Origin of the sequence: Allofournierella sp., assembly GCF_017889395.1 — a bacterium.
Taxonomy (GTDB): Bacteria; Bacillota; Clostridia; order Oscillospirales; family Ruminococcaceae; genus Allofournierella.
In genome coordinates, this window is sequence record NZ_JAGHKE010000057.1 from 1 (window position 1) to 22,491 (window position 22,491).

General features: G+C 61.2%; 14 protein-coding genes, 1 pseudogene and 1 riboswitch. Of the genes and pseudogenes, 3 read left to right on the forward strand and 12 right to left on the reverse strand.

Translation table 11 applies throughout. From position 1 onward, the window contains the following. The 4 genes and pseudogenes from J7G73_RS08285 to J7G73_RS08300 form a co-directional block, all read right to left on the reverse strand. Positions 1 to 434 (reverse strand): annotated as a pseudogene (locus J7G73_RS08285) (carbohydrate ABC transporter permease); the annotation flags it as partial. Next, positions 434 to 1,276 carry a carbohydrate ABC transporter permease gene (locus tag J7G73_RS08290; RefSeq protein WP_291245910.1) on the reverse strand — a complete coding sequence of 281 codons (843 nt, stop codon included), beginning with the start codon at positions 1,274 to 1,276 and terminating at the stop codon, positions 434 to 436. The gene J7G73_RS08290 and the pseudogene J7G73_RS08285, both read right to left, overlap by 1 nt. A 203-nt stretch (positions 1,277 to 1,479) precedes the next feature. Continuing rightward, positions 1,480 to 2,838, reverse strand: a complete 1,359-nt coding sequence (locus J7G73_RS08295; RefSeq protein WP_291245911.1) for an ABC transporter substrate-binding protein — start codon at positions 2,836 to 2,838, stop codon at positions 1,480 to 1,482. Between the two features lie 73 nt (positions 2,839 to 2,911). Beyond that, positions 2,912 to 3,916, reverse strand: a complete 1,005-nt coding sequence (locus tag J7G73_RS08300; protein WP_291245912.1) for a LacI family DNA-binding transcriptional regulator — start codon at positions 3,914 to 3,916, stop codon at positions 2,912 to 2,914. A 308-nt stretch (positions 3,917 to 4,224) separates the two neighbouring features. On the opposite strand from J7G73_RS08300, the gene J7G73_RS08305 reads away from it, so the two are divergent. Together J7G73_RS08305 and J7G73_RS08310 are read left to right on the forward strand one after the other, a co-directional pair. Next, entirely contained in the window at positions 4,225 to 5,019 is a 795-nt protein-coding gene (locus J7G73_RS08305; protein ID WP_087294848.1) for a DUF624 domain-containing protein, read from the forward strand. A gap of 249 nt (positions 5,020 to 5,268) precedes the next feature. Further along, a complete protein-coding gene (locus tag J7G73_RS08310) occupies positions 5,269 to 6,432 on the forward strand; it encodes an MFS transporter (protein ID WP_291245913.1) in 1,164 nt (387 codons plus the stop codon). A gap of 85 nt (positions 6,433 to 6,517) precedes the next feature. On the opposite strand, the gene J7G73_RS08315 is transcribed toward J7G73_RS08310, so the two are convergent. From J7G73_RS08315 to gpr, 7 genes are all read right to left on the reverse strand, one after another. Further along, positions 6,518 to 11,113 carry a LamG-like jellyroll fold domain-containing protein gene (locus J7G73_RS08315; protein ID WP_291245914.1) on the reverse strand — a complete coding sequence of 1,532 codons (4,596 nt, stop codon included), beginning with the start codon at positions 11,111 to 11,113 and terminating at the stop codon, positions 6,518 to 6,520. A 318-nt stretch (positions 11,114 to 11,431) separates the two neighbouring features. Continuing rightward, the gene (locus J7G73_RS08320) at positions 11,432 to 13,051 is read right to left on the reverse strand and encodes an amidohydrolase (protein WP_291245915.1); all 1,620 of its coding nucleotides are present in this window, start codon (positions 13,049 to 13,051) and stop codon (positions 11,432 to 11,434) included. A 73-nt stretch (positions 13,052 to 13,124) separates the two neighbouring features. Beyond that, the gene (locus J7G73_RS08325; protein ID WP_291245916.1) at positions 13,125 to 14,606 is read right to left on the reverse strand and encodes a sodium:alanine symporter family protein; all 1,482 of its coding nucleotides are present in this window, start codon (positions 14,604 to 14,606) and stop codon (positions 13,125 to 13,127) included. Positions 14,607 to 14,740: 134 nt separating this feature from the next. Further along, positions 14,741 to 14,919: riboswitch (Lysine riboswitch) on the reverse strand. Between the two features lie 211 nt (positions 14,920 to 15,130). After that, positions 15,131 to 16,255, reverse strand: coding sequence for a hypothetical protein (locus J7G73_RS08330; protein WP_291245917.1), 1,125 nt, complete (start codon positions 16,253 to 16,255; stop codon positions 15,131 to 15,133). Between the two features lie 334 nt (positions 16,256 to 16,589). After that, positions 16,590 to 17,975, reverse strand: a complete 1,386-nt coding sequence (gene asnS / locus J7G73_RS08335) for an asparagine--tRNA ligase (RefSeq protein ID WP_291245918.1) — start codon at positions 17,973 to 17,975, stop codon at positions 16,590 to 16,592. A 364-nt stretch (positions 17,976 to 18,339) separates the two neighbouring features. Continuing rightward, positions 18,340 to 19,491 carry a stage II sporulation protein P gene (gene spoIIP / locus J7G73_RS08340; protein ID WP_291245919.1) on the reverse strand — a complete coding sequence of 384 codons (1,152 nt, stop codon included), beginning with the start codon at positions 19,489 to 19,491 and terminating at the stop codon, positions 18,340 to 18,342. 69 nt (positions 19,492 to 19,560) lie between these two features. Next, on the reverse strand, positions 19,561 to 20,367 hold the full coding sequence (gpr, locus tag J7G73_RS08345) for a GPR endopeptidase (RefSeq protein WP_087294864.1): 807 nt from the start codon (positions 20,365 to 20,367) through the stop codon (positions 19,561 to 19,563). Between the two features lie 180 nt (positions 20,368 to 20,547). On the opposite strand from gpr, the gene rpsT reads away from it, so the two are divergent. Beyond that, positions 20,548 to 20,811, forward strand: coding sequence for a 30S ribosomal protein S20 (rpsT, locus tag J7G73_RS08350; RefSeq protein WP_058963370.1), 264 nt, complete (start codon positions 20,548 to 20,550; stop codon positions 20,809 to 20,811). Between the two features lie 121 nt (positions 20,812 to 20,932). On the opposite strand, the gene J7G73_RS08355 is transcribed toward rpsT, so the two are convergent. After that, positions 20,933 to 22,360 carry a hypothetical protein gene (locus J7G73_RS08355; RefSeq protein WP_291245920.1) on the reverse strand — a complete coding sequence of 476 codons (1,428 nt, stop codon included), beginning with the start codon at positions 22,358 to 22,360 and terminating at the stop codon, positions 20,933 to 20,935. Positions 22,361 to 22,491: the final 131 nt, after the last annotated feature.

Genomic DNA, 22,491 nt, shown 5'->3' on the forward strand with positions numbered 1-22,491 from the left:
ATCAGGATGATGCCCACCGGGTTGCCCAGGCGCATGGAGTCGCTGATCTTGGACAGGGGATACATGACCATCTGGAAGGGAACCACCATGGAGATGAGGCAGAGCATGTAGATGGCCCTGGTGTACCAGGTGTGGACCCGACTGATGTACCAGGCGCACATGGAGGTGCACAGCAGAATCACCAGCACGCTGGCCACCGTGATGAACAGGCTGTAGCCGAAGGCGCTGAAGAAGCCGGTCTTGCGCAGGCCCTCCACGTAGTTTTCCAGCCCCACGAAGGTCTTTTCATCGGGCAGCGAGAAGGGCATCCGGTTGATGTAGGCCTTTTTCTTGAAGCTGTTCATGAAGATCATCAGGATGGGCGAGATGTAAACAAGACTTACGACGGAAAAAACCAGGGTATAGAGCCATCCGAATTTCGACTTGTCGTTCATTACTGCTGCACCTCCTTTGCTCGGGTCAGGCGGTTCTGAGCCAGTGCCAGGATCGCCACCAGAATGGTAAAGATCACAGCCTTGGCCTGGCCGACGCCCTCCCAGCCGTTGCGGCCGTAGAAGGTGTTCACGATGTTCAGCGCCAGCATCTCGGTCATATCCGAGGGCTGGCCGTTGTTGAGGGCCAGGTTCTGGTCATACAGCTTGAATCCGTTGGTCAGGGTCAGGAAGGTGCAGATGGTGATGGAGGGCATGCTCATGGGCAGGGTGATGCGCCACAGGCACTGGCGGGAGTTGGCACCGTCGATGCGGGCCGCCTCGTACAGATCGCCCGGAATGCTCTGCAGCCCGGCGATGTAGATGATCATCATGTAGCCCACCTGCTGCCAGCACATCAGGATGACCAGGCCCCAGAAGCCATAGGAGGCGCTGTAAGTAAGGGTGCGGCCGAACAGACCAAAGATACCATTCAGAATCAGCTGCCAGGTATAGCCCAGCACGATACCGCCGATCAGGTTGGGCATGAAGAACACGCCGCGGAAGATGTTGGTGCCCTTAAAGCTTTTGGTGAGCAGCAGCGCCACCGCGAAGGCCAGCACATTGATCAGGATCACCGTGACCACCGTGAACAGGGCAGTGAACCACAGCGAATGCAGGAAGGTGGGATCGGACCAGATACGTCCGTAGTTTTTCAGACCCACGAACCGGGCATCCGCAATGGTGGTGAATTCACAGAACGAAAGATAGACACCCTCGATGAAGGGGACGATAAAGCCGATGACAAAAGCCAGCAGGGTGGGCAGCGCGAAGATAGGGAAGTATTTTTTGACCGCGCGTTCCATAAACAGTTTCCCTCCTTATTGTGATGGGTGAAGTTCGGATGAGGCCCGTCTGGGGGCCGTCATGCCCGCCGGTCCGCCCCCCGCAGGGGCGGTGCCGCGCCGGCCGGGGGCAGACCGGCAGGTATGCGCAACAAACCGGGAAAGGGGCGGGCAGAACCTGCCCGCCCCTTCGGTTTTACAGATATGACTCAGATTCCGGGTGCTCAGCCGTTGGCTGCTGCGTACTCGGTGGCCCAGCCGTCCACAAAGGCGGTCTGCACGCCGCTCCAGTCGCCGGTGCCCTGCGCGTACTCCAGCAGAGCAGCGCCCACGCCGTTCTTCCACTCTTCGGAGGGCATGGTGGTGAAGCACCAGTCCACAGTCTTGTGACCGGCGGCCACGTCCTCGTTGGCGGCCAGAACCAGCGGATTCTCAGGCAGGTATTCATCGGTGAAGCCGGTGAACGGGCAGACAAAGCCCATGTCCTTCATACCGGTCTTGCCGGTCTCGCTGGTGATGCACCATTCCACAAAATCGATAGTGGCCTGGATGTCTTCCTCGCTGGCCTTGGCGTTGATGCACCAGTAGTTCTCGGAACCGGTGCACAGGCCCTGGTTCTCTTCGCCCTCAGCGCCGATGTAGATGGGCATCATACCCATATCCTCGTCGGCCACTTCGTAGCCGGTCACCTGGCCATAGCCCCAGGTACCGTTCTGGTAGAATACGGCTTCGCCCATGGCGAACTCGGCGGCTGCATCGTCACCGGTCTTGGAGCCGATCATAGCAGGCTCACAGGTGGCGTTGTTGATGTACAGATCCCAGACATTCTTGTAGTTGTCCAGGTAGGTGCCCTTGATGGCCTCGGTGGAGGTGATGCCGTCGGCCTGATACTCGTAGTAAACGGGCAGGTTGGCCAGATGGGTCTTGAAGCGCCAGTCGGAAGAGGAGTCCATGCCGGCGCTGGTGAAGGCGGCAAAGCCCAGGTCATCCTTATGGGCGGTGATATCCTCGGCCACAGCCTTCAGGGTATCGAAGTTGTTGATCTCGGCAGCATCCTCGATCACCGCGTAATCCTTGGCGATGTACTCGTTCAGCAGAGCCTTGTTGTAGATCAGGCCGTAGGTCTCGATCACGTAGGCCACGCCGGCGACCTTGTCGCCATCCTTCAGAGCGAAGGAATCGCTGGTCAGCTGCTTACACAGCTCGGTGTCGGACAGGTCATAGCAGTAGTCCTTCCAGGCGGCCAGGCCAACGGGGCCGTTCACCTGGAACAGGGTGGGGGCGTCGGTCTTGGCCATATCGGCCTTCAGGGTGGACTCATAGGTACCGGAGGCAGCGGTGACCACGTCCACGGGAACGCCGGTCTCCTCGGTGTACTTGGCTGCCAGCTCCACCCACTGGTCGGCCTGTTCGGGCTTGAAGTTCAGGTAATAGACCCTACCGCCGGAAGCGTTTCCGGTGGTGGAGGCTGCACCGGTGGAGGTGCTGCCGCTGGTTTGAGAGGTGGTCGTTCCGGAGCCGCCGCAGGCCACAAAGCTCAGCGCCATGGCCGCTGCAAGCACAAGTGCAAGTGCCTTTTTCATAATGTGTTTCTCCTTTTTTGATGTTAGATGGTTGACGATTGAAGGGCGGGCCATTCCCGCCCGGAATACAAATTTATCTGCGCTCGGCCACCGATTCACCGAACACCAGCTCCGCCTCCAGCATCCGGGTGCGGGCGGGCTGATTTTTCTCGATGCAGCCCAGCAGCAGCTCCACGCTGGTCTGGGCAATGCGATCGGAGGGCTGCCGCATGGTGCACAGCCGCGGGGTGTAGAAGTTTGCCAGCTCCACCCCGTCGAAGCCGATCACCGACACATCCTCCGGCACCCGCAGCCCATGGTCACGCAGCGCCCGGATGGCGCCGATGGCGGTGGTGTCGCTCATGGCGAACACCGCCTGGGGTTTCTGTCCCTCCTTCAGCCAGGCATCCATAGCCTGGTAGGCGGCTTCAAAGCTGAAGCTGGTCCGCAGATAGCGGCGAGGCGCCAATTCCATGCCGTGTGCGGTGAAGCTGTCGTTGCAGCCCTGCAGGCGCTTATAGCTGGGGTTGCTGTGAGCGGGGTCCGCGCCCAGGATCAGAATGTCCCTGTGGCCGTTGGCCAGCAGATGGTCGATGGCCGCCGCGCCTGCCTTGCGGTCATCCACGCCCACCATGGAGAGATTGGGGAAGTCCAGCTCTTCGCTGACCACTGTGGCCAGCACACAGGGCAGGTGAATATCCGCAAAGCCCTTGCGGAAGTGTTCGGCACTGCCGCCCAGGAAGATGATTCCTCTGGGTTTTAACTCCCGGCTCAGCTGCCGGGCCAGCACCACCTCGTCGCCGTCCTCGTCCAGATACTGGACCACGCCGTCGTACCCGTCCCGGCTCACCAGCTGCTGCAGCTGAACCAGCATGCCGGCAAAGAACATGTTGGCGGTGCTTTTGACCACAAACACGATGCTTTTTGCCTCGGTCTGCTTGAGCTTGCGGGCGTTGGCATTGGGCACAAAGCCCCGGGCCTCCACCACCTGGCGGATGCGGGCCTTGGCCTCCTCGCTCACGTCCGGGTGGTCGTTCAGCGCGCGGGAAACGGTGCTGATGGCATAGCCGCTTTCCCGGGCAATGTCCTTGATGGTCATGCGCGCCGTCCTCCTCCGCAATTACTCGAAACGTTGCCGGAAACGTTTCCGACGCTTATATTATATGCTCGTTTTTTTGTACTTTCAATGGTTTTTCGTTACTTTCATCGATATATGCACCAGTTTGTTGAAAGTTTTGTGCGCTTTGTATGTATTTTCCCAAAAATTCCCGGAAACGTTTCCGAACATTTCACACAAACAGCTCTGTCTCTGTTTGTAATCCGGCGAAAAATATGATACAAATAAAGGCAGAAGAATCAGGGCGCAGGTGCGCCCGCATGCACAATAAAAAGGAGCGATGATTCACCATGGGTCTTTTCCACCCCAACTACAACGCCCCCGGTCCCGGTGTTCGCAAGGACGAGCCCCGCAAAAAGGGTGCGGCCCGCTTTTTTGAAATCCTGGGCCGCGATTCCGGCGACCTCTTCAAGGCCAACCTGCTGTGCACGATCTGCTTTGTACCCGCCGTGGCACTGATCTTCCTGGGTATTCTGGGTCAGGCGGTGCTGGTATCAGCCGCGGGCGGTATTCTGGGCGGCATCCTGCTGGGCCCCTGCTACGCCGGCCTGCACGACACCATCCTGCGCGCTTTGCGGGATGAGCCGGGCTACTGGTGGCATACCTACAAAAAAGCCTTCCGCCACAACTGGAAGCAAAGCCTGATTCCGGGCGCTATCCTCGGCTTTCTTCTGGCCAGCCAGCTCTTTATGAGCTACTTTTTGCTCCTGGGCGGGCAGCTCGATGTGGCCAGCGCCGTGCTGATCTGCATGAGCGTACTGCTCACCGCCATGATCTTCCCCTTCCTGTTCAGCCAGCTGGTGCTGATGGAGCTGTCGCTGCCTCAGCTGTTCCGAAACAGCCTGTTCCTGGCCCTTTCCCACGCGCCCCGCAGCATCTGCGCCGCACTGGTTCAGATCGTCTACTGGGTGCTCATTCTCTCGTTCCTGCCTTACACCGCCCTGTGGGTGCTGCTGTTCGGCTTTGCCCTGATCGAGTTGATCACACTGATGATCATCTACCCGGTGCTGGACAAATGCTTCAATCTGGAGGAGCGCTTCCGCCAGCAGCAGGCCCAGCGCGACGCGGAAAACCGCGGAGAATAATCATATCCCTGAAAAGCCCCGATCGTTTTGATCGGGGCTTTTTTCTCTTCCGGACACCCCCTTGCAAACAATTTGCCGCTGTGATACAATAAAGCAAATTTCCGGGTCAATTCGCCCCGCATCAGGAGAATCTGTCTATGAACCGTCCCATCTAAACATATCTCACAGGCGTAACGGCCGCTTTGTGCAACTGTGCAAAGCGGTGTTTGCTGTGCGGTATTTTCAGACAAAGGACGGTTTTTTGTTATTATGAAAAGCAAACGGAACATCCGGCTGATGTATGCCATTACCCTGTTGCAGGGCATGGTGTTCTACGGGCCGATCGCCACCCTGTACCGTCAGGCGGCGGGGGTGAGCGTTTTTCAGATCACCCTGATCGAGAGCATCTCGCTGGCGCTGGCGCTGGCGCTGGAGGTGCCCTGGGGCATTCTGGCCGACCGGATCGGCTATCGCCGGTCCATGATTGTATGCTGCGGGCTGTATTTTCTTTCCAAAATCGTGTTCTGGCAGGCCAGTGGCTTCGGCGGTTTTCTGGCCGAGCGGCTGATGCTCAGCGTGGTCTGCGCCGGGCTTTCCGGCCTGGATGTAAGCATCCTGTATCTTTCCTGCCCGGAAGAGGAAAGTCACCGGGTCTTCGGCATCTACAACAATCTGGGCATGGCCGGGCTGTTGACTGCCAGCGCCGTATATGCGGTGTTCGTGGGCGAAAATTACCGGCTGGCGGGCCTGCTCACCGTGTTCAGCTACGGAGCCGCGGCGGTACTGGCGCTCTTTCTGCGGGAGGTGCATCCCAGCCAGGCGAGAACCGCCAGCCACCAGCTGGCGGATTTCGCCGCGCTGCTGAAACAGCTGGCACGCAGCCCCCGGCTGCTGCTTCTGGTGCTGGCGGCGGCATTTTTGAACGAGGCGCACCAGACCATCACCACCTTTTTGAATCAGGTGCAATATACCAGGGCCGGACTTTCGGCCAGCGCCATCGCCGTGGTCTATGTGGTCATGACGCTGCTGGGCCTGTGCGGCGGGTTTTCCGCCCGGCTCACCGGCTGGCTGGGGGAGCGGCGCACCGGCGGGCTTCTGCTGGGCCTGGCGGCTGCCGCCTGCCTGGCGCTGACGCTGACGCAGGGACCACTGGTTTCGGTGGCGGCAATTTTACTGCTGCGGGTCTGCCACAGCCTGTTCACCCCCTTGCAGACCACGCTGCAGAACCGGCAGGTGACCACCGGCGACCGGGCCACCGCGCTGAGCCTGAATGCGCTGCTCATGGACACAGTGGCCGTGTTCACCAATCTGGTATTCGGCCGGGCAGCGGATGTATTTCTGCCGCTGGCCATGGGCTTCGGCTTCGCGCTCTGCTTCGCCGGACTGGTGCTGTATCTGTCCAGCAGCCGCCCGAAAACCGGCCGTCTCCAATAATCAAAAAAGCAACCGCCCGCGCGGGATTCCGGCATAAACCGGGCCCGCGCGGGCGGTTTTTGTTTACGTTATGCGAAGGGAGCGCTTATTGTTCGTTTTTGCCGCGGCGGCGGAGGAGTTCCATCGCTGCCAGGCTTGCGGCAGCGGTAACCGCCACTGCAAACGCGGCCAGCATTCCGGCATCGCCGGTTTTGGGGCTGCTGCCTTCCGAAACCACCGGCACCGGAGTAGCCGCCGGAGCGGTGGTGCCGCTTCCGTTTTCGCTGCTCTCACCAGAATCGGTCTTCTGCTCAACCCAGCCCAGACCGATGGGAGAAAGGCTCTTCACCACAAAGCGGATACCGGTCTCGGTCTCGTATACCTGGAGCGTTTCCACATCACCGGGCTTGGAATCGCCCTGTGCGGTGGTGAACATATGGGTCACCACAAAGTCGTGGGTCTTGCTGCTGGTTCCGTCCGGGTAGGGCAGCTCCACCACCACGCCGTCGGCAGGGAAGTTCTCATCCGAAACAGGAATCCACTGGCCCTGGCTGTCCTTGGTCATCAGGGTGATGTCGTAGACCTTCATGGCGTCGGACTTGAGGCCGGACAGCACGCTCGCCGCCACCCGGTAAAGCTCGGCAATGATTTTTTCCGGGGTATTGAAGGCGGTGTTCTTCAGGCCGTCGGGCACGCTGGTGATACCGGGCTGAATGCTCAGTCCCTGCTCGCCGGGGGTCGGCTCCGGGGTGGGCTGGGGCTTCTCGGTGGGCTGCGGCTGAGCCTGTTTCACAGTGATGGCCAGCTGCACGCTCATGCCCTGCCAGCTCACGGTGATCACATCGTCGTTTACGGTCAGTGCGCCGCTGGGTGCCCAGGTGTAATCGGTCACCTGCTTGGAGGAGCCGTCGCTGTAAGCAGCGGTGATCTCCATACCGGCGGGATCGAAGCACTCGCCCTCCTCATACACCGTTTTTGCAGGCTGCGCAGTCACAGTGATGCCGGTAAGAACGGGCTCCGCGGGAGCGTCGCTCACATTCACCCAAACGGGGTTTGCGTAGAAGCTCAGATGGCTGTAGTTGTAGTCGTTGATGTAGTCAAAGCGGGCAGGACGGTCATTGGTCACCTCCCGCTCGTGGGTGACGGGGTCACCGTTGGCATCCACCTCGCTGCTGGACAGACCGCGTACACGGAAGTACATGTCCGCATCCGCCTGGGTGGTGTAGGTGAGGGTGTAGTAGCCATCCTCGCCCAGTGCCTTTTCCAGCTCGGCCTTGTCAAAGCTCTTTACGATGCTGGCGTCGGTGTTGGCCGTGCTGGAGTAGTCCTCCTGCGCCACCTTTCCGGTCACATGACCCATGATCAGGTCCACATGGTCCAGATCAGGGGTGTTGTCCACCTGGATGCCGGTGTCGGTGCCGAACAGGCTCTCGTAGTTGTTGTGCTCGGGGACCTTGAAGCGGATGGTCACGGTCACATCCTGGCCCTCGTACACATCCAGATCCTGGCCCATGGCGGCGCTGCTGCCGGCACCGGAAACCGTGAAGCTCAGGTCCGAAATCAGCTCGCCGTTCACCGCGTAGCTGTTGCCGGAGCGCATGCCCTCAACCACATCACTGAAGGCAAACTGCTGGTCCTCGCCGGGCTCCACCCAGGTCCAGTTGCGGGAGAACTCGCTGGCCCAGTAGCCGCTGGAATACTGCTCGTTGGAGCTGATCTTGAAGTGGAAGTCGGAGTTGGTGAAGTTGTAGAAGCGGCGGCCCTCAGACAGCAGGGCATCCCACACGCCGCCAGTCACGGCGATCATCTCGTCTGCACCGGCGCGAATGTCGTCGGCGGGCAGCTCACAGGAGGGGTCCAGCTGGTTACCGGGCATGCCCTCAAAGCCAAACACCACATCGGGTGCGATGTCGTTCATCACGCGCAGATTCTCGATGGTCACCTCGCCGTTATCCACCACATCGTTGCCGTTGTTGTGGCGGGAGGGATGGTTGGGCAGAATGAAGCTGTCCGGGTAATTTTCGGCCACCCACTGCACCGCTGCATAGGTGTCGTTCACATCGCTCTTATCGTTCTGACGGGGACCGTACAGGGCCTCCTCATCGCCGAAGAAGCGGTCGGCGCTGGTGTCGTAGCTGAACAGCCACTCAAATTCCCGGATACCCTGGAAGGGAACCGTACCGGTTTCATCCAGCAGAGCCACGCTGGCGTGGTCCAGATTCATCATATCCCATTCAAAGCCGGAATAGATCAGCTTATCCTGGTACTTACCCTGGGCGCGCAGAGATTCGATTTCCCGCTGCTGGGCGCCAATGGCGCTCCAGCGGGCAGTCTCATTTGCGGTGCCGTCCGGGTTGCGGGGGGAGTTGCGCAGATGGTCGGCCAGCATGAAGTAGTCGAAGGCCTCGCCATACTGGATATTATCCACCTTGGCCTCAGCAGGCATTTCCTCCAGATCTTCACGGAATGCCGCATTCAGGGCATTTTCCACCGTGATGTAGGGCTCGGAGGCATCGCTGGACTGGATGCTGTGGCTGTGGTATTCGCCGGTCATCCATTTGCCCTCGGTCTGAGCCTCGGGCTCCTCCTTGGCCATACCGGCAAAGCGGGTCTCGAAATCGATGGCGATCTCGCCCTCGTTGCCGGGGCCGGTGAGGAAGTTCACATCAAAGAAGCTCTTTTCGCTCTCGTCCAGGCTGGCGGCATAGGGGGAGTAGATGGAGTAGTAGATCTTGTCCGCGTCCTCGTCAAACTCCAGATAGCGCAGCCAGCCGTTGCCGCCGTTGTAGGCAAACTGCAGGTCCGTGAGGATGGAGATCACATCCTGGCCCGCATCGTTCTGCAGCACCTCCACGCCGGAGCCGTGGCTGTGACCGCCGACCATCATGAAGACCTGGGGATACCTTTTCACGATATCCCACAGCTTCTGCCCCTCGCTGCTCAGCTTGATGGCGCTGGGCTGGGTGTCGGAGCAGTTCTGAATGTCGTGCCGGGTCACGATGGTGGGGCAGTTGGGGTACTTCTGCAGCATGGATTCAAACCATTCCAGCTCGCCGCTGGTGGGGTTCCAGCTGGTCTTGCCGCCCTCGCAGGCCAGCGAGATGATCATGTAGGTATAGCTGCCTGCATCCACGAACATGGCGCCGCTCCAGGCCTTGGGGGTCAGATAGGAGCTGGTGAGCGCCATATATTCCTTGCTGTCCTGGCCGAAGTAGTGCCAGTAGCTGGAGCCGTTGCCCGCCCAGTTATCGTGGTTGCCGGGCTGCACCAGGAACTTCATGCCCGCCTCGGGCAGCTGATAGAAGATGTCCTTGGCGTTGTTGTACTGCACGGCATCGCCGGAATCATCCACCACGTCGCCCAGGTGAACCACTGCCTCGATGTTCAGCGCGTCCGCGCTTGCGATCAGCTCGTCCACCGTGGCATCCATCACATCCGGGCGGTACTCCACGGTGTTCTGTGTGTCCGGCATCAGCACGATGTTGTAGTTGTCCTCATCGCGCAGCTGGTAGGTGGCATTGCTGCCGAACTCGCCCACATAGTCTTCGGGATTGGGCACCAGCCAGTCGCTCTTTTCCAGAGCGGCACCAGTGATGCGGATCTCCTGCAGGCTGCCCTGGAGGAATTTGTCCAGGCCGTTCCACCAGCTGGAGCCGATGCGGAACCGGCCGTCGGCAGGGTCGGCATACATGCCGTCCATGGCGTCGTTCACATAGTCACGGAAGGCCTCGCAGCCGTTCACGTAGGTGGCGATCTCGCTGCCGTCGGACACGATGGCGATGTGGTACCACACGCCGCCCTCGTCCATGCTCACGGACCAGGCCGCGCTGGACATGGAGTGGTTGCCGTCCGCATTGCCGGTGATGAACTGGATCTCCTTGCAGTTGGAGATGGAGGCATACATGGTGCCCTGCTCACCCTCCGGGTTGCCGCCGTTCTGACCCTGCCGGGCGATCAGGCTCATCCAGGAATCCGCGGCAGTCCAGTCCTCGGGGAAGTAATAGAGGAACTCCATGGTGTAGCCCTCTTCAAACTCCTGGCTGTTGATGGGAGCTCCGTTCACGGTGATAAAGTCCACGCCGGTCTTTGCGGCGCTGTCGCCGTTGAAGACCATGCTGCCGCCCTGGCCGGTCATGCTGTTGCCGGAGAAGCTCAGGTACTGGGTCCAGTCGGCGGAGCCGTAGGTTTCCATCCGCAGGTCGTTGCCGTTGCCGCTCTGGTCCTTCAGCACCAGGTCGCCGCCCGCAATGCTGCCGGAGGCCACACTGCTCTCGTCAAATTTCCAGTCCGCAGCCACCGGCAGCTCGCTCGCCTTGGTCTGGCTGGCCTGTATCGGCAGCTCGGTAGGCGCGGGAGTCTCGGTGGGTACAGGGGCTTCCGTGGCCACCGGCGCTGCGGTGGGCGCGGGAGTTTCGGTCACTGCGGGTGTCTCGGTCGCCGCAGGGGTTTCGGTCGCTACAGGGGTTTCGGTGGGCACCGGTGTCTCCTCAGCCGGGGCTTCGGTTTCCGCCGGGGTCTCGGTAGCCATGGGAGCCTGGGTGCTCTCCGGGGCCGGGGTGCCGACCGCCGGGGCGCTGGGAGCCATGCCGGAAGTCGGCTCCTGTGCAGATGCGCCGGGCAGCACGCTCAGCAGCATCAGGCCCGCCAGAACAGCCGCGCTGCAGCGGCGGGCAAGGTTTTTGATCCATCTGTGATGCATCATGTTCCTCCTTATGATCGGTGTGCTTCGATTCGCTGTTTTTTCATCGTCCTTTGTCGGAGCAGATATAGTTTATCTTTCCTGCGTTTTTTGCTCTATCACATTTTCAGCAAATTTCTGTAAAGAAAACCGAACATCGTTTCAGCAAACCGCTTTATCAGCCGCGTGCTTCAGCGCTCTGATTTATACATTTTTTCACTCTCATCAACATTTCGCCACTTTTTCGGTGGACGCCGCACTATTTTTTTATTTATATTTTTTCTATTGATGTAAAAAAACCGGGAAAGACCGCTGGTCTTTCCCGGTTTCCATTTGTTGTGATTATACCCGGTGCACGCACTTGCCGCCCACATAGACGGCCTTCACCGGAATGCTCTGGATGGCGGAGGGCTCGGTGGTGAAGGGGTCCTGCCCCAGCACCACAAAATCCGCCAGATAGCCCGGAGCGATGCGCCCCTTCTCGTTCTCCTCAAAGGAGGCATGCGCCGCGTGGATGGTGTAGCTGTCGATGGCCTGCTGCACCGTGAAGGCCTCCTCCGGGCGGTAGGGACCTGCGTCGCCCTTCAGGGTGCTGCGGGTCACGGCGCACTGGATGCAGGCCAGCGCCCGGGGCAGCTCCACCGGGCAGTCGGTGCCGCTGGACACCCAGACCCCCGCGTCCATCAGGGTGCGGAAGGCGTAGCTGGTGGAGGCCAGCTCCTCGCCCACCCGGTCGGTGACCATGTGGATGTCATAATCCAGGAAGATGGGCTGGGCATACACATGCAGGCCCATCTCCTCGATCTTTTTCAGCTGGTCGGGGCGGGTGATCTGGCAGTGCACCACACCATGGCGGTGGTCCGCCCGGGGATGCTCCGCCAGCGCTTTCTCGTAGGCTTCCAGCACCCGGTCCAGGATGCCGTCGCCGATGGTGTGCACCGCCACCTGCATGCCGTGTTCGTTGGCGCAGCCAACCAGATCGTCAAACTGCTGCTGGGTGTAGATGGCGATGCCCCGGTAGCCGGGCTTGTCCGCGTAATCCCGGCTCAGGTAGGCGCTGCGGGCGCCCAGAGAACCATCGCCCAGAATCTTCAGCGGGCCCACCTTGACCCACTCGTCGCCCCAGCCGGTGTTGTAGCCCTCGGCAAAGAACTCCTCCAGCGCCTTCACGCTGGTGAGCTGGGCCTGCTGGTACATACGCACGGTCATCTTGCCCTCGGCCTCCAGCTGGGCGTAGGCCTCCATCACCTCCCGCCAGTCCACGGTGGCGAAGGCGTCGAAGTCGTCGGTCTGGCAGGAGGTCACGCCATAGGCGTTCAGGTGCTTCTGGGCATCCAGCAGCATGGTCTTCAGATCCTCCACGCTGGGCTTGGGCAGCTTGGAATACACCAGCTCCATGCCGTTTTCCCGGAATACACCGTTGGGCTGGCCGTCCGGCCCGAGCTCAAAGCAGCCGCCCTCCGGCTGGGGGGTGGCGGCGGTGACGCCGATCATCTCCAGCGCCTTGGTGTTCACCACGCAGGTGTGGCCGCAGGTGCGCACGATGCACACCGGATGCTCCCGGCTCACCTGGTCCAGGTCCTGCCGGGTGGGGAAGCGCTGCTCGTCGGTGAAGTAGTCGTGATTCCAGCCGCGGCCCCGCACCCACTGACCGGGCGCAAAGTTCTTTTCCTTCAAAAAGGCGCGCATGGTGTCCAGCACTTCGGCCAGAGAACCGGTGTGGCTGGACAGGTCCGCCACCTGCAGCGCGTAGCCGTAGTTGAGCAGGTGCATGTGGGAATCGTTGAAGCCCGCGCAGACAAAGGCCCCCTCCAGATCCACCACCTGAGCGTCCGGTCCGGCCGCCAGCCGGGCCTGCTCCGCGCCGCCCGCAAACACAAACCGGCCGTCCTCCACCACAAAGGCCTCGGTCAGGGGCAGCTGGCCGGCGTAGACCCGTCCGTTTTCATAAAGAGTACGCATAAAAAGTTCCTCCATTGGTCAAAAGCCGGGGCCCTTTTCAGAAAGGCCCCGGCCTGCATTGCTCTGCGTTTGATTATTTCCGGGCAGCCTTTTCCTTTTCCAGAGCTGCCTTCACTTCGGGCTTATCCTCGTAGAAGATGGCCATGTTCGGGTCCACCTGACCGATGTGCATGTAGCGGGCCTTGTAGTCCTTGAGCAGCTTGAAGTACTGGCCGGACAGAATCAGGATCACCGCCACGTTTACGAAGGTGGGGATGCCGCTGGTGATGTCCACCAGGGTCCAGATGCTCAGATCGCCCACATAGATCAGATAGAGGGCCAGCAGGAAGGGGGGCACCGCGTAGAAGTACTTGAACATGAGCAGCAGGTACTTCTTGACCTGGGGATGGTTCTTGGCCAGATGGCGCAGCACCACTTCGTAGTAGGCATACCAGCCGCCGGAGGTGGTGACCGAGAACACCACCATGATAAGGGTCAGGATCACGGTGCCGAACACACCGAAGTTATGGGTGAATACATTCAGCGCCAGGGTGGCGTTGGTGGCACCACTGGTCCACTCGCCGGAAACCAGCACGGTGAGGGCGGTGATGGTGCAGACCACGAAGGTGTCCACAAACACCTCAAAGGAGCCCCACAGACCCTGCTCTACCGGGTGGCGGGTCTGGCTGGAGGCGTGGATCATGGGGCTGCTGCCCCAGCCGGCCTCGTTGGAGTATACGCTGCGAGCCATACCGGTGGAGATCACCTTGGACACGCTGGCACCCGCGAAGCCGCCCAGCGCGGCAGAGCCGGTGAAGGCCTCGCCGAAGATGGCGCCCAGGGTGGGCAGCAGGTTGTCCAGATGCATGAGGATAACGATGATGCCCAGGATCAGGTAGGACAGGCTCATGATGGGAACCAGCTTGGTGAGGATCTGGCCCAGCTTTTTCACGCCGCCCCAGATCATGAAGTACAGAATCAGCACGATGATCAGCGCCGCGATGGCCTGGGGAATGCCCAGAGACTGGGCCACCACCTCAGAGGTGGTGAAGGTGGAAGCGCTGATGAAGAAGGTGGAGAAGATGCCGATACCGAACACAAAGGCCAGCGGCAGCCACAGCTTGCCCCAGTGACGCTCCTCGCCAAGGCCCCGCTCCATATAATAGGTGGGGCCGCCGTAGGGCACGCCGTTTTCATCGGTGCGGCGGTAGTACACCGCCAGGGTCACCTCCACCTGCTTGATGAGCATGCCCAGGAAGGCGGTGAGCCACATCCAGAACACCGCACCGGGGCCGCCGGTGGTCACAGCGGTGGCCACGCCCGCGATGTTGCCGAAGCCCACCGAGCCGCCCACGGCGGTGGCGATGGCTTCGTAGGGGGTGAGCAGGCCCTTTTCATCGGCGCTCTCATCGGTGCGGTGGAACAGCCGGCCCAGGGTACGGCTGAATATATAGCCCAGGTGACGCACCTGGAAGAACTTGGTGCGCAGGGTGAAGTACACGCCGGTGACGATCATCAGAATGATCAGCGGCGGGCCCCAGATGATGTTGTTCAGGGCATTCAGAAAGTTCGACATGATGTTGTGATTCCTCCTTTGTATTCCATCGGATACCATCACAACCACCCGTCACGTCCCGACCATGCCGCAAAAAAAGAGGGGCCGCGACGCCGGAATTTGCATCGCCGCCCCCCTGTGAAAGAACGGAACAAACCCCCAATAGCGCCACCACTTTGTTCAAGTGAGAGTGCGCCGCCCACTGGACGGCACCCCAACAAACACCCCGCTGCCGCGCGGAAATCTGTTTCGGCAAACCGCCTCTTCCCGCAAAGATCTTTGGCCGGCAGGCCTCCCTTTGCGGTACCATACGGTTTGCGCCTCTATTGTGTGGTATTCAATTTCCTTTCCTATCATAAAACGGCGGTGTCGGGTTGTCAACCTGATTTTTCTTATTTTTATTCATCTTTTGTGCATTTTCAGCCGTTTTGCTCAGCGGGAGACCGGGTCCGGCTGTTTGGCCTGATAGGTCCAAGGGCCTTCCGGCGTCTGGGCGGTGAAAACGGCGCACCAGTCGTACCCGTTCACGCCGGTGGGTTCCTGGGTCAGGCATACAGAAAGCCCACGCCGTCCATCTGCGCATCCTCCCAGGGCAGCTCCAGCGCCTGCCAGCTTTCGCCTCGGTCCGGGCTGTAGACGATCACCGGCAGATTCCCGCCCAGCACAAAGCCCACCGGGCCGTCTGTCTGCGGGGAAATATACCAGCTGCTGCGGGTCACGGCGGTGCAGGTTTCGATGCATTCCGCCAGCAGACCCTCAAATCGGCTGGGCAGAGCGTTCCAGTGCTCGCCCCAGTCCCGGGTGTAGAACAGGTGGCCTTCGTTTGTGACCCGGATGTCGGCCTGTTCATACAGCTGCGGATTACCCAGCCAGCGTGCTTCATCCTCCGGGGCAAAGCAGAAGCGGGCGATGCGGGTGCCTGCCCGGTCCTCATCCTCCGCCTGGCGCACGGTGAGCATCCAGGTGGGGGAGCCATCCGCCTTGCCGTATTGCCCCGCCTGGTACAGGGCCAGATCAAAGCCCTCCGGGGCCGCCGTCATGTCCACTACGGTCTGACCGCCCTCCGGGCGCGAAAAGGCGGTGAACTCCACCAGGAGCGGCGTTCCCAAGGCCATCTGCAGATCGTCTTGAGGCAGAGCGCGTAGCCGCTCGGCCACCAGCTCCAGCCGCAGGTTGGGGTTTTCCGAGGTGTCCGCGCCGGATTCGGCATCGCTGTCCATCCGGGTGCCCACATTGTTCACATCCTGATGCAGCCGGCCGGTGACTGCGTTCCATTCCACCCGGTACCCCTGGAGAAGCTGCCCGTCCCGGTAGGCGTACAGATCCGCCTCCATGGTAAGGGGCAGACCGTCCGTGCCCAGAGTCAAAGCCAGAGAATGCAGGTTCCAGCTCAGATTCTCCGCGTCCTCCAGGCCCTGGCGCAGCCATTCCTCCAGCGCATCGGTGAAGGGGCCGAAGCCCTGCTCCATCAGATCGTAGGCTTCCAGCTCCACCCAGCGGGGCTCCGGCGTGGGGGCAGGCTGGGACTCGGACCGGGCCGGGGCGGAAAACAGCTGTTCGATCTGCCACAGCGCCTCGCTGACCTGACCGGCAGCCCGCTCCAGCAGGGTACAGCCGGTGAGGCTGACCGCCAGCAGCAGGCAGAGCGCCGCTGCCATCCATCGCTTCATTCCGTTCATCCCTCCTGTTTGCACATTCATTCGCCTTTATGATACCGCGGGCAGACCACCCCGGCAAGCCCCGAACGATTTGGCAAAATGGAAAAAGCCGGATGCACACCGCAAAGCGTGCATCCGGCTTGATTGGGTTTTATTTCTTGTTTGGGAAACCGGTCGAGTCCGTAAATGGGGGGCAGCGTACCTCGCTGAGGAAAGCCTGGTGCGTTCCCGTTTGCGTACCGAATCCGGTTAACGGTCGAGTCGTTAAATGGGTGCTGGCGTACCTCGCTGAGGAAAGCCCGGTGCGTACCCGTTTGTGTACCGCTTCCCGTTACCGGTCGAGTCGTTAAAAACCGCCGGCGGTGCGGGGGAAGGGCAGAACGTCGCGGATGTTGGGGATACCGGTCAAGTACATGATCAGGCGCTCGAAGCCCAGACCGTAACCGGCATGCTTGGCGCTGCCGAAGCGGCGCAGGTCCATGTACCAGGTGTAGTCGGTGCAATCCATGTCCAGCTCTTCCATGCGGGCCTTCAGCAGCTCGTAGCGCTCCTCACGCTGGCTGCCGCCGATCAGCTCGCCCACGCCGGGCACCAGCATATCGGCCGCGGCAACGGTCTTGCCGTCCTCGTTCTGGCGCATGTAGAAGCTCTTGATCTCCTTGGGATAATCGGTCACGAACACCGGCTTCTTGAAGATCTGCTCGGTGAGGTAACGCTCATGCTCGGTCTGCAGATCGGTACCCCATTCCACCTTGTACTGGAACTGGTCGTTGTGTGCTTTCAGCAGCTCCACCGCGTCGGTGTAGCTGACCCGGGCAAAATCGGCGTTCACCAGAGCGTTCAGACGCTCCAGCAGGCCCTTGTCGAAGAACTGGTTGAAGAACGCCATCTCGTCGGGGCAGTGCTCCAGCACATAGCCGATCACGTACTTCACCATGGCCTCGGCGTTGTCCATGTAATCGGTCAGGTCTGCGAAGGCCAGCTCGGGCTCGATCATCCAGAACTCGGCAGCATGACGGGGGGTGTTGGAATTCTCGGCGCGGAAGGTGGGACCAAAGGTGTAGATCTTACCAAAGGCCAGAGCCATGGCCTCGCCCTCCAGCTGACCGGACACGGTCAGGTTGGTGCTGCGGCCGAAGAAATCCTGGCTGAAATCCACCTTGCCGTCCTCGGTGCGGGGCAGGTTGTTCAGGTCCAGAGTGGTCACGCGGAACATCTCGCCCGCGCCCTCACAGTCGGAGCCGGTGATCAGCGGAGTATGCACATACACAAAGCCGTTCTCCTGGAAGAACTTGTGGATGGCATAGGCCGCGGTGCTGCGCACACGGAAGGCCGCCGCGAAGGTGTTGGTGCGGGGACGCAGATGGGGCATGGTGCGCAGGAACTCCACGCTGTGGCGCTTTTTCTGCAGGGGATAATCCGAGGGGCATACATCCAGCAGCTCCACGCTGTCGGCGTTGATCTCCAGAGGCTGCTTGGCGCCGGGGGTCAGAACCACGCGGCCCACGATCTGCATGCTGGTACCCACGCCGGCCTTAGCCACTTCCTTGTAGTTTTCCAGCTTGGCAGCCTCGAACACGATCTGCAGGTTCTTGAAGCAGGTACCGTCGCTCAGCTCAATAAAGCCGATGTTCTTGGAATCCCGCACGGTCTTGGCCCAGCCGCACACGGTCACGGTGGTGCCGTCCGCCGGGGGTGCGCTGAACAGCGCCTTGATGTCGATGCGTTTCATGTTTTCTCTCCTTTAGCAATGAAAAATCCGGCAGCGATCCCGTCCTTTCTTAGGACGAATCGCTGCCGGATCCGCGGTGCCACCTAACTTGCCGCCTGATCGCGGCCACCTTTCACGCTCAAAAATAAGCGCTGCGGCTTAACGCGCCGCCCACGGCTCACCCTACTGACCGTTGCCCGGCCAGAATCCGGCGGGCAGGCGTTGGGGCTGCAGCTCCAAAGGGTTCGTTCAGCAGGTCCTGTGCGCGCGGCTTGCACCATCCCGCGCTCGCTGGAGCCAGGGCTCCCGCTTACTTTTCTTTTTCTCAGCCATTGTAATTGGTATTTTACCCCCGCCGGTCGGGTTTGTCAACGGCCAAACGCGCCTATTGCCCGCCAAACAGCGCCGCCAGCGCCTGCCCCACCAGCCGGCCGGAATATTTGGCCTGCTCCAGGGTGTTGCCGTGACTGCCGATCTCAATGAGCAGACTGCCGGTGGTCAGGTCCTGGTTGTAATACCGGTAATCAAACAGTACCGGCCGTGTCAGGCCCGGATACCGGCTTTCCATGGCATTCTCCCAGGCGGCGGCAAAGGCCAGGTTCTGCTGAAAGTTGGGCAGGTTGCCCCCGTTGTCCGCCCCGCAGATGATCATCACCTGGGCGGCGGTCTGGCCGTCGATCTCGGCCACCGCGCTCACCCGCTGTCCACTGGCAGGCTCGATGGCATCCCGGTGCACATCCAGCACCACCTTGATGCTGGGATACTGCTCCAGGTAAGCCCGCACGGTTTCATTGCTGCGCTCGTAGCTGCCGTTGTAGGTGGGATAATCGTGAAGGGTGGTGTCGTGCAAAGTCACGATACCCGCCGCGTTCAGCTGGGCGGCAATCTCCTCGCCCACCGCCGCCATGTTCACCGCAAGATCGGTGCTGCGGCAGGTGAAGTTCGGGTCGTACCAGTCCTTCTCCTCCAGCTCGTAGGTCTCGGTGGTGTGGGTGTGCATGATGAGCACCTGGGGCTCGCTGCTGCCCGGCTCAACGGAGAAGGGCAGCCCCCGGGAAGCCGCATCCGCCACCTGGGCGGCGGAAAGGCTGGTGCAGTTTTTGATGGTGCCCGCTCCGCAGGGAATGTACAGCCCGCCCTCGCCCTGTTCATAATGTTCCGTCACGATCTGCCCTGCGTTCTCCGGCCGGGGCTGGGGCTGAGCAGTGGGCTGCGGCACCGGCTGCTCGCTGACAGCGGGCGGCGGCTCGGATGCAGCCGCCTGCTCCGGCGCGGTGCTCTGGGCTGCCGGGGCGGGGGTGGGCTGCGGCGATGGCGCGGCCTCGGCAGCAACAGGCCGGGCGAGCGGTTCCTCCTGCGCCAGCTGACGCACCGCCTCCAGCGCTGCCGCCGGGTCCGCCAGGGCAGCGCCCGCCACCGTAAGGCTTGCGGTCACGCTGGGCGGGCCCAGCTGTCCGGCGGCATTCCAGGCCAGTACGCCCACTCCTGCCGCCAGCGCACCCGCGCCCAACCGGCGCAGCCAGCTCGATCGACCCATGCCGCCGCCCCCTTTCCGTTTTGAGTCCTGCTCAAAGCATATGCACCCGGGCGGGCGGGTTATGCCTTTTCAATTGGCAAGATAGCACAGCTCGGCAATGCTCATCGAGGGCTGCAGCGCCTTGTTGATGGCGGCACTGAGCAGCTCAGCGCCGCTGCGGATCACGCCGTCCAGCTGGCGGCAGGTGAGAATGAGGCCCTTGCCCTTCTCCATGCATCCGTCCGCCTCCATCAGGGTGGGCACCCCCACCGCCAGCACCGGTACCCCCAGCATGGCCCGGGTGATGCAGCGGCCGGAATCCGGCCGGGCAGGGGAAAGGCCGGTGTCACTGATCTGAATGGTGCGCCCCAGCCGGGCCGGGTCGGAGGTGCACAAGCTGTCCACACAGAGGATGGCGGCGGGCTTCAGGGTGCGCACCAGCCCCGCCAGCAGCTGGGCAAGTGGGATGCCGGTGGCCCCGGAGGCCCCCGGGCTTACACACACCACCTCCCGCAGGCTCAGCCCCTCGGCGCGTGCATCCGCGGCCATGCCCCGGGTCACCAGTACCCCCGCGGCGGTGCGGGGGCCCAGCGCGTCCACCGTGACCCGCCGGTTGCCCACGCCCACCACCAGCACCAACCCTGTTGCGGGCAGCATGGCCCGCAGCTCAGCCGCCACCGCACTGATCAGCCGCTCGTCCCGTTTGTCCAGCGCAGCCAGGCTGGGGGTCTCCAGAGTGGAATAGCGCCCCGCAGGGCGGGCCAGCCCCTGCCGGGTGATCTGCACCCTTGTCAGCCGGATGGGCCCGCTGCTGGCGGTGCGCACCTGCACACCGGGAGGCACCGTGCCCTTGCCCGGACGAAACAGCTCGTCGGCCATGTCGGTGTATATGTTCATGCTTGTTCCTCCTTTTTTGCGGCCACGGAGGGAAAATTCTGCCCGCGGCCGGTCTTTTTTCAGTGTTGGCCGGTGATTTTCAAAAAATTCTCCGAAAAAAGTATGAAAAAAGGCTTGCAACGCCCGCTTAAATGTGCTATCATAAATTGCACTGTTATGGGTGACAAGGAGGTGGTACGAATGCCTAACATTAAATCGCAGAAGGATCGTGTCGTTCAGTCCAAGAAGGAAGCCCTTCACAACAAGGCGATTAAGTCCAACCTGAAAACAGTCGTGAAGAAGGCAGACGCTGCCATCGCTGCGAATGCAGCTGATAAGGAAGCCGTCGTTGTTGCTGCTATCTCCGCTATTGATAAGGCTAAGAGCAAGGGTGTACTGCACAAGAACACCGCTTCCCGCAAGATCAGCCGTATGGCGAAGCGCGCTAACAAGGCGAATGCTTGATTTTCGACAAAACAGAAGGGCCAGCTCATTTTGAGCGGGCCTTTTGTTTTTGCTTTTTGCAAAAAATACGCCCGCCGGGAATTCCCGGCGGGCGTATTTTTCTGTTAGAGCAGCTTTTCAATCACTTGTTTTCTTCCTGATTTGTCGTCTCTTCCTCAGCCAGTGCACGGCGGATGGCGAATACTGCGGCTGCAATCAAAAGAATCAACAGCAGAAGCAGCAGCCACCAGGCCCAGCCCTTTTCCTGCTTCTCCGTTTCCGGCACAGGTTCCTGCGTGGGGGTAAGGCTTTGCTCCGGCACGGGCGATGCAGTCGGCTGTACAGTCGGCGCGGCCGTGGGCAGCGGAGTGGGAGATGTTCCTCCGGGGAGAAGGGTCCCTCCGTTTAACGGGGTGGACGGCGGCTGTGCTGCCGGTGGAATAACCGGCACTGCAGTGGGTTTTTGGGGCATTGCAGGCTTTGCTGTGGCTGTGGGCTTCGGTGTGGCCGTAGGCTCGGGCGTAGCTGTGGGCTTCGGTGTGACCGAAGGCTCCGGCGTTGCCGTGGGCTCTGGTGTGGCCGAAGGCTCCGGCGTTGCCGTGGGCTTCGGTGTGGCCGAAGGCTCTGGCGTTGCCGTGGGCTTCGGTGTGGCCGTGGGCTCAGGCGTAGTCGTAGGCTCCGGGGTGGCAGTAGGCAGAGGTGCCCCGGTCCAGTCAAACTGTAAATGCGCGGTCAACGCAGCCCCTTCTTCGGTGTATACATAATCCACTGTGCCTTCGCCTGCGATGTCATACAGCTCATCGCCTTCCAGCCGGGCGCCGGTCATACCGCTGATCTCCTCCAGCTGCAGGGGAAGCCCCAGGCTGGCAAGGTCATAGTGGTCGGCTCCTGCGGGCAGATGGATCGCCACCGGGCGCTGGTTGCTCAGATCGGCCGTGGGGGTGGCTTTGCCCATCTCGATGCCCAGCAGCCGGTTTTCTCCAGCCAGCAGGTCAATCACCTGCGGGTTGCCGCTCAGGTCCAGCTCCTGAATGGGGTTGTCGCCGCAGGCCAGATCGCTCAGCGCCGGATTTCCGCTCACATCCAGGCTGGTCAGCCGGTTTGCGTGGCAATGCAGAATTCGCAGCTCCGGCGCACCGGAGGTTTCCAGCTCACTCAGGCTGTTGTCGTTGCAGAACAGCGTCTGCAGCTTGGGCACCATTGCCAGGTCCAGAGAGGTGAGCGCGTTGTTGTTGCAGTTCAGATATTCCAGGTTCGGGAACTGCTCCAGCCCCTGCAGGGATGCAATCCCCCGGTTGCGTATGTCCATGCGAACTACCTGTTCCCGCTCCGCGGCGGACAGTCCGCCGCTGGAATCGGTATCCAGGCTGCTCACGTACTTCAAAAAAGCCGGGTCGGGAAAAATCGAGGCATCCAGCGGCACCTCGCCCTGCACTGCGGAAAGGGACGATGCGTCGGCCGGCTGCACACTTTCTTCGGATGCCGCTCCGGCGGGAACAGCCAGCAGCGCCGCCGCCATGGCCAGCGCCGCGATCCGGCGGCGAAGTTTGGTTGTTGAAAAACCCTTCATATATTACCTCATTTCCAGAATCATATGGGATGGTTTACATCTTTCATGCTACGCTCTTTTGCTCTGGAATGCGGTTGTCTGCCCAACCATTGCAGCAAAAAGGGCCCTCCCCGGGAAATCCCGAGGAGGGC

Coding starts and splice junctions, on each gene's coding strand:
- J7G73_RS08290 (WP_291245910.1), bottom strand. CDS start 1,276: ATGGAACGCGCGGTCAAAAAATACTTCCCTATCTTCGCGCTGCCCACC.
- J7G73_RS08295 (WP_291245911.1), bottom strand. CDS start 2,838: ATGAAAAAGGCACTTGCACTTGTGCTTGCAGCGGCCATGGCGCTGAGC.
- J7G73_RS08300 (WP_291245912.1), bottom strand. CDS start 3,916: ATGACCATCAAGGACATTGCCCGGGAAAGCGGCTATGCCATCAGCACC.
- J7G73_RS08305 (WP_087294848.1), top strand. CDS start 4,225: ATGGGTCTTTTCCACCCCAACTACAACGCCCCCGGTCCCGGTGTTCGC.
- J7G73_RS08310 (WP_291245913.1), top strand. CDS start 5,269: ATGAAAAGCAAACGGAACATCCGGCTGATGTATGCCATTACCCTGTTG.
- J7G73_RS08315 (WP_291245914.1), bottom strand. CDS start 11,113: ATGATGCATCACAGATGGATCAAAAACCTTGCCCGCCGCTGCAGCGCG.
- J7G73_RS08320 (WP_291245915.1), bottom strand. CDS start 13,051: ATGCGTACTCTTTATGAAAACGGACGGGTCTACGCCGGCCAGCTGCCC.
- J7G73_RS08325 (WP_291245916.1), bottom strand. CDS start 14,606: ATGTCGAACTTTCTGAATGCCCTGAACAACATCATCTGGGGCCCGCCG.
- J7G73_RS08330 (WP_291245917.1), bottom strand. CDS start 16,255: ATGAAGCGATGGATGGCAGCGGCGCTCTGCCTGCTGCTGGCGGTCAGC.
- asnS (WP_291245918.1), bottom strand. CDS start 17,975: ATGAAACGCATCGACATCAAGGCGCTGTTCAGCGCACCCCCGGCGGAC.
- spoIIP (WP_291245919.1), bottom strand. CDS start 19,491: ATGGGTCGATCGAGCTGGCTGCGCCGGTTGGGCGCGGGTGCGCTGGCG.
- gpr (WP_087294864.1), bottom strand. CDS start 20,367: ATGAACATATACACCGACATGGCCGACGAGCTGTTTCGTCCGGGCAAG.
- rpsT (WP_058963370.1), top strand. CDS start 20,548: ATGCCTAACATTAAATCGCAGAAGGATCGTGTCGTTCAGTCCAAGAAG.
- J7G73_RS08355 (WP_291245920.1), bottom strand. CDS start 22,360: ATGAAGGGTTTTTCAACAACCAAACTTCGCCGCCGGATCGCGGCGCTG.